Raw genomic sequence first — 6618 nt, forward strand, 5'->3', positions numbered from 1 at the left:
GCCGCCCGCCGAACCGAAGTCCCCGCTGGCCGCCGCCGATGAACAGGGATATACGGACCACAGACGGAGACGTCAACACCTAAAACGACGTCTCGATGACAGCGGCAGCAAAAGCCCGAAGCGACGGCCTGCCGACCGAGCCTCGGTCAGATCCCCGCGTACCAGGGGAAGCCGAGTTCGGCGACCATGCTCCCCCTCCCCTTTCCGAAGCCGTCGACGCGGTCCACGGCTTCGATCTGCGTCAGGTATTTCAGGCTCTTGTAGCCGAGCTGGCGTTCGACCCTAAGGCGCAGGGGAGCACCATGGGCGATGGGCAGATCCTTTCCGTTCATGCCGTAGGCGAGGATGGTCTGGGGATGCAGCGCATCGAACAGGTCGAAACTGTCCCACCACCCATCGACGCTGCGCATGACGATGAAGCGCGCCTCTGGCTTCAGGCCGACATGAGCGAGCAGGCCTGCGAGGGGCACTCCCGTCCACCCGGCAATGGCGGACCATCCCTGCTCGCAGCTGTGCAACGTGATCTGCGTTCGGGCCGGCATCGCCTTGAGGTCGGCCAGGGAAAACGCCCCCGGCCTTTCCACGAGACCGGTCACCGGCAGCTTCCAATCCGTGAAACCGAGGGACTTCGATGTCTTGTAGCCGGGATCGTCCGGATCGGTCGTGTTGATCGTCGGAAAGACGGCCGAGATCGCCTCGGGCCCGAACTCCCGGACGAGGGGCTGGCGCCGGAGAAACCAACGCTGAACGGCGAAGGTCAGGCCGTTGCTCCAATCATAGGGCGTCGCCAGACGGCTCAACGCCGGCGCATCGCAACCGCCGAGGAAACCGGCCCCGACGAGACCGGCCGATCCCGCCAGAAGCCGACGCCGGGAAAGATCGGTCATCGTTCCGTCTCCCTGGGGATGGTGAAGCGCCCCGTGATCATCGAACGCATGAGATTGGCCGCGCCGCCGACGAAGACTTGCACCACGTGAACGAGCAGGAAAAGCACGAGCAGGCTGGCCACCAGGAAATGGATCGTCCGCGCGGATTGGCGACCACCGAACAGGGTGAAGAGCTCGGGAAACGCCGTCGTGAAGCCCGGCGACATGGTGAGGCCAGTGAGCACCATGAGCGGAAACAGGATCAGGACAACGCCGAGATAAGCGAATTTCTGCAACGCGTTGTACCGGAGCGCCTCGTTGCCGCGCGCCTTCTCGAACCTGACGTGATCACTGATTTCCCGGGCGAGATGCCCGGCAGACAGTTGATCACTGTTCGGCACCAAGTTCTTGCGAAGATGTCCGCTCGCCAGAACGAGGAGAAGATAGGCGAGCCCGTTGATCACCAGGATCCAGGCGGCGAGGAAGTGCAGGTTTCTGCCCCAGCCGGTCTGTTCGAGATTCACCGGTAGGGGAAGTTCGAGCCATGCCGGGGCGCCGTTGGCACCCGTCTCGCCCCAGAACAATCGTGGCAGAGCGAGGAGGATGGCGATTCCACTGATCAGCAGGACCAGAAAGGCCGCAGCATTCACCCAATGGGTCAATCGCAGCCAGGCCGGATGCCGGAATACGGTGCGGCGGGATTGTGGGCCCGCCTCCGTCGCCACCGCGTGAAGGTCAGGAGATGCGGGTGAGGACATCGAGCCGGTACCGATCGGTGCGATGACGATGAGTGACGTGGATCGACGAGTCGAGGATGTCGATGAGTTGGTCCGAAGCCGCGTCCCCCGTCTGCGGATAATGGGTCGGCCCGGTCCAATGGACCAGCGCGATGGTGCCTCCCGTGTCGAGCGTGCCGAGAATCCGCTCAGCCAGGCGGGGCATGTCGGCGGCGTCGAAAAAGTAGAGGACCTCGGATATCAGGATCAGGTCGAACCGGCCGGCAGGCCATTGGCCGGGAGCGTGCAACCGCTCAAAGCTCACATGTGGCGCCTCCCGACAGCGCTCGCGTGCCTGTTCGAGGGCCTTCTCCGCGGTATCGACACCGATGAGGGCGTCGCATCGGGCTGCCAACGCCTTGGTGAACACGCCGATCGAACAGCCGATCTCCAGCGCCGACGCGTAATGCGGCTTCGGCAACGCTTCCAGCGTCGCCGCATACTTGGCGGCCTCGTATTCGCTTGTGGCGAACTGCCAGGGATCGGGATCCTCGGCGTAGCGGTTGTCGAAATAATCGGGCGGCATCGTCTGCGAATGACGCGTCATGGCACATCTCCGGAATCACGCCAGAGATCTCCGGCGGACACGGTCTCACCAAGGACATAACGCGCGGCCGATGTCAGCGCGAAATCCGGTGCAGGCTGGCGAAGATAGGTGGCGAGATCGCGCGAGGCGCGTTCGAGGGGATGATCGCGAAGGAAACCCTGCAGCCCCACGGAGCGCTGGGCGAGCTGGAGCACGGAAAGTCCCGCTGTCTCGACGGCGGTTCGCGCCAGATGAACATAGGCCACGATCCGCTCGGGATGGAGATCGTCTTCGAAGACGATTCGGGCGGCGCGCTCCACCCATAGGCGGGCTGTCTCGGTGGCGATCAGCCCCTCTCCCAGCCGCGCCGATTGATGGGGATCAGGTCCCCGGCCGGTCCGGCGGAGGTGATCGCGCCAAATGTCGATGACCGCCTCGATCCCACCGAGCTGGACGGCAGCGAAACGCCAGGCTCCACCGAAGAAATAAGGCTGTCGCGAGTAGGAATCGGGCTCGCCGAGCAGCTCACCCGATCCGATAGGGAGGCCGGTCAGATCGACCTTTCCCGTCGCCGAGGCACGCATGCCATGCGCCCGCCAATCGGACAGATCCGCCCGTGTCCCAGGCGTCAGTTCCGGTATCACCATGAAGGCGAGATCGCCGGGAACCGTGCGGGCGGTGACCAAGGGGCGGCTGACGAAACCGGCCCCGGATGCGAGGATCTTGCCGGCCCTCAAGCGATAACCGTCGGCCACTTCCTCGAGCTTCAGCCCGTCATCGAAGAGTTCGGTGTTCCAGACGCCGAAAAGATGCCCCTGCCGCGCGTCTTCGAACAGTCGCGCGCGCTGAGAACGGTCGCCGTAGCGCGCGACCAATTGGAGCGCGTTGACATGGCCCTCATAGATTCGGCCGAGGGCGAGGCTGCCGCTCCCGATGATGCGCAACACGCTACAGAGGTCCGCGGCCCCCGGTTCTTCGCCAAGCCCGGCGCCGTCCTCGTCCCGCGGGATCGGCGCGGCAAGCAGGCCGAGCGTGCGAAGATGCTCCACATCGGCCGCGGGAAACCCGCCATCGTGATCATGCTCGGCCGCCCGTGCAGCCGCTGCCCTGGCGGCAATCCTCGCTGCATCCGTGGGATCGAAAGTGGTGTGGGCGACCGGTGTCGGTTGGTCCACGCTGTTCATCCTCTCCACGCGGGCGTCGCATCCGTTATGATAAATATTTATGACATAGGAATAGCGTGACAGATATACTTCGTTCTGCCTTCCGCCGTGCGACACCCAGGCGCGGACATTCTACGATTTACCTTGGATTCTTGATCGGCCGATGACGGGCGATCTGACGCTCCACCGGGCCGCCAGACCGGCGGCAACGCTGGTCATGGGTGAACGACCGTAGGACGGGCTGGTTCGGCAGCGTCGCCTCCAATGACGTGCATCATCCTCGCAGCCAGGGATCCACAACTCCAAAAAAGCCGGTTTATCCCCATATCGGTTATAGGCGCCGGGTCCGAGATCGGGCAGCCTCCTCGCGGCTCTGCAATCGCCTTCGGCGCGGCTTTGCCGAGCATCATGTCGAGGCTTTTGCCTCACCCGTTCCAGGATCGGTCCCCATGGCGCGAAAGCGCGTTCCTTCCACCGTCGATCTCCTGATGGAAGCCGTCGCCCGCCTCGGCCTTCCGCCACGTTCCGTCGATATCGAGGGGCTGCGGCTCCAACTCGACCTTCCGGAATTCGGCGGTTACGTCGACGATGCGCGTGTGGGCAAGGCGCTACGGCGAATTAAGGCCGTGCATGCCTTCGCCAAGGCCGGAGCGGAAGCGGTCGCCAGAAGCGTGCCGGGGCTGAAGGTGACGATCGCCGCTAACGACACGCTGATATGGCGCGTGCGCGTGATGCTACCGCTCCTCGATGGCGGTCGCATGGACGTGCGGGTCGAGGTCCCGCTGGGCGGCGTCGCCAGTGACATCGTCTCGGGCATGGCGGAGCGGAACGACCCGGCCTGGCGGATCGAGACTTTGCGAACGGCGGTCGCCGAGATCACCGCAAAGACGGCACGGACGCTCCGTCCCTCCCTCGAACGCCTCAGGGACGCCATCGCCGGGGATCTGCGAGAGGTCGGCGCCGACGCCGTCACCTATATCGACCATATGGACCGCTCGCTCCGCTCACGGGTGTTCCATGACGGACCGAATCTCGGCCGATCCATGAGCGATACGCTGGCTCCGGTGCGGAAACGCGCGAAGCTCGTCGCAAGGGAGGATTCGCGCTTGCGGCGCCTGCGCGACCAGGTCGGGTTCGGTGCGTATATCGAGAAGTTCACGGCCGCCCGACGCCTTGGCCGCCGCATCATCTTCCATATGGGGCCGACCAATTCCGGCAAGACCTACGCGGCCCTGCAACATTTGGCGGCGGCCCCGACCGGCACCTATCTGGCGCCGCTGCGCCTGCTCGCGCTCGAGAATTACGAGGGATTGGCCGAGCGCGGGCTGAAGGCCGGGATGGTGACCGGCGAAGAAGTTCTCGGCGAGGAGAGACCGACCCACACATCGCGGACCATCGAAACCGCCGACCTGACGCGGCCCATCGATGTCGCCGTGATCGATGAGATTCAGATGCTCTCCGACCCGGACCGGGGCTGGGCCTGGACCAATGCTCTGTTCGGCATCCCGGCGAAGACCGTCATCGTCTGCGGCTCGGACGATGCGCTCGCCGCTGTCCGGCGCGCGGCGGAGGCCGCCAACGAATCGCTCGAGGTCATCACCTTCGTTCGCAAGACACCCCTGGTTCTTATGGAGGAACCGGTTCCCCTGGAGAATGTGGAGCCGGGTGACGCCGTCGTCGCCTTCTCGCGTCGCGCCGTCCACGAGAATCGCGAAATCCTGGTCGCGGCCGGGCATAGCGTGGCGACGATCTACGGCGCTCTGTCTCCCGAGGTGCGGAGGGCGGAGGCGGCACGCTTCCGTACCGGTGAGGCCACCGTATTGGTGACCACGGACGCGATCGGCATGGGCCTCAACCTCGGTCCCCTGAAACGCATCGTCTTTTCCGCCACAAGGAAATGGGACGGTGTCGGCGAGCGTGCGCTGACAAACTCAGAGATTCGTCAAATTGCCGGTCGCGCAGGACGGTTCGGACATCAGGACGTCGGTTACGTCGCAGCCACCGATTCGGTCGGTATCGAACCGATCCGCGCGGCGCTGGCAGGCGCCCCCACGGCTCCCGCTGCCGATACGCGGTTCTTCGTGCGGCCGGACCTGATCGCGATTCGCTCCGTCGCCGAGGAGATGCGAACGCAGAGTCTCCGCGAGGTCATGACCCATTTCGCGCGCTCCACATTCTATGCCGGGTCGCCGTTCCAACCTTCGGCCCTCGACGAGATCCTCGATGTCGCGAAACTCATCGATCGGGCCCACCTGCCGATCGAGGAAAAGTTCGCCTTTTCGGTCTGCCCGGTAAACCGCCGCGATGAAGTCGCGGTCGCCATGCTGGAGCGCTGGGCACAGGCCCGGGCCACGCATACGACCGTTCCGGCCCTGCGTGCCAATCTCAGTGGAGAGCTCGATTACCAGGAGCGAACCGTGCGGCTCGCCAGCGCCTATCTTTGGTTATCGCGGCGATTTCCGGAAACCTTCGACGATGACGAGCAGATCCGTGTCATGCGTGGTCGAGCCAACGCGGTCATCGAGAATCATCTGCGAGAAACGGCGACCCGCAAGGCCGAGCGCCGCCGTGCACGTCCAGGACAACGATGAGCCATCTCACTTACGCAATCGGCGACATCCACGGCTGCGCCGATGCGCTCGGTCGGCTCCTCGCAGAGATCGCACGTCACAGTTCGGGTCGCGAACGACGTCTCGTTTTTCTCGGTGACTATATCGACCGTGGCCCGGACAGCGCCGGCGTGCTGAGAATGCTTCAGGACATTGATCGCACGGAGATGGGGAAAGCGACATTTCTCATGGGCAATCATGAGCGGATGCTGCTCGACGCTTACGAGAAACCCTTCGGCGTGACTGCTTGGCTTGAGAACGGCGGCCGGAGCACGCTCGCCTCATTCGGCATCCGGGATCCGGAAGACCTCCCGCGTGACGCGCTCAATTGGATGTCTGCCCTTCCGACATCCCACGAGGACGCGCGCCGTTATTATGTCCATGCCGGCTTTCGTCCCGGTCGACAGGGCATCGACCCGGACGTGGAAGCCAGGCTCTGGATCCGGAAGCCGTTCCTCACCGAGGAATTCGACTTCGGCAAGCATGTCGTCCACGGACATACACCCCAAAAGAACGGGAGGCCGGACATCCATCCCTTCCGCACGAATATCGACACGGCCTGCGTTTTTGGATGTTCACTGACGGCGGGAGTCTTCACCGCGGATGCCGGACCGGCGGTCGAGTTTCTTCAGGTCGGCATGAGGTCGTAAGCGATCGGGTTTTCGCTTTGGGTTGTGA

At 64.2% G+C, this 6618-nt stretch carries 6 protein-coding genes; 2 read left to right on the forward strand and 4 right to left on the reverse strand.

Translation table 11 applies throughout. The annotated features are described in order from the left end of the window. Window positions 1-146: 146 nt before the first annotated feature. From AC0IXR_RS24890 to AC0IXR_RS24905, 4 genes are read right to left on the reverse strand one after another with little or no spacing between them, the layout of a single operon-like run. Window positions 147-887: a molybdopterin-dependent oxidoreductase gene (locus AC0IXR_RS24890; RefSeq protein ID WP_471762577.1), complete on the reverse strand. Its 741-nt coding sequence runs from the start codon at window positions 885-887 to the stop codon at window positions 147-149. Next, window positions 884-1624, reverse strand: a complete 741-nt coding sequence (locus AC0IXR_RS24895; protein WP_471762578.1) for a cytochrome b/b6 domain-containing protein — start codon at window positions 1622-1624, stop codon at window positions 884-886. The genes AC0IXR_RS24890 and AC0IXR_RS24895 overlap by 4 nt, the downstream gene beginning before the upstream one ends. After that, on the reverse strand, window positions 1602-2189 hold the full coding sequence (locus tag AC0IXR_RS24900; protein WP_311276891.1) for a class I SAM-dependent DNA methyltransferase: 588 nt from the start codon (window positions 2187-2189) through the stop codon (window positions 1602-1604). Before AC0IXR_RS24900 ends, AC0IXR_RS24895 begins: the two co-directional genes overlap by 23 nt. Further along, the gene (locus AC0IXR_RS24905; protein ID WP_471762579.1) at window positions 2186-3343 is read right to left on the reverse strand and encodes an acyl-CoA dehydrogenase family protein; all 1158 of its coding nucleotides are present in this window, start codon (window positions 3341-3343) and stop codon (window positions 2186-2188) included. Before AC0IXR_RS24905 ends, AC0IXR_RS24900 begins: the two co-directional genes overlap by 4 nt. Window positions 3344-3780: 437 nt before the next feature. On the opposite strand from AC0IXR_RS24905, the gene AC0IXR_RS24910 reads away from it, so the two are divergent. Both AC0IXR_RS24910 and AC0IXR_RS24915 read left to right on the forward strand, forming a co-directional pair. Next, window positions 3781-5922 (forward strand): helicase-related protein, encoded by a 2142-nt coding sequence (locus AC0IXR_RS24910; RefSeq protein ID WP_471762580.1) that lies wholly within the window; start codon window positions 3781-3783, stop codon window positions 5920-5922. Beyond that, the gene (locus tag AC0IXR_RS24915; protein ID WP_056454158.1) at window positions 5919-6590 is read left to right on the forward strand and encodes a metallophosphoesterase family protein; all 672 of its coding nucleotides are present in this window, start codon (window positions 5919-5921) and stop codon (window positions 6588-6590) included. The genes AC0IXR_RS24910 and AC0IXR_RS24915 overlap by 4 nt, the downstream gene beginning before the upstream one ends. Window positions 6591-6618 lie beyond the last annotated feature (28 nt).

Source organism: Methylobacterium sp. AC832 (assembly GCF_979256025.1).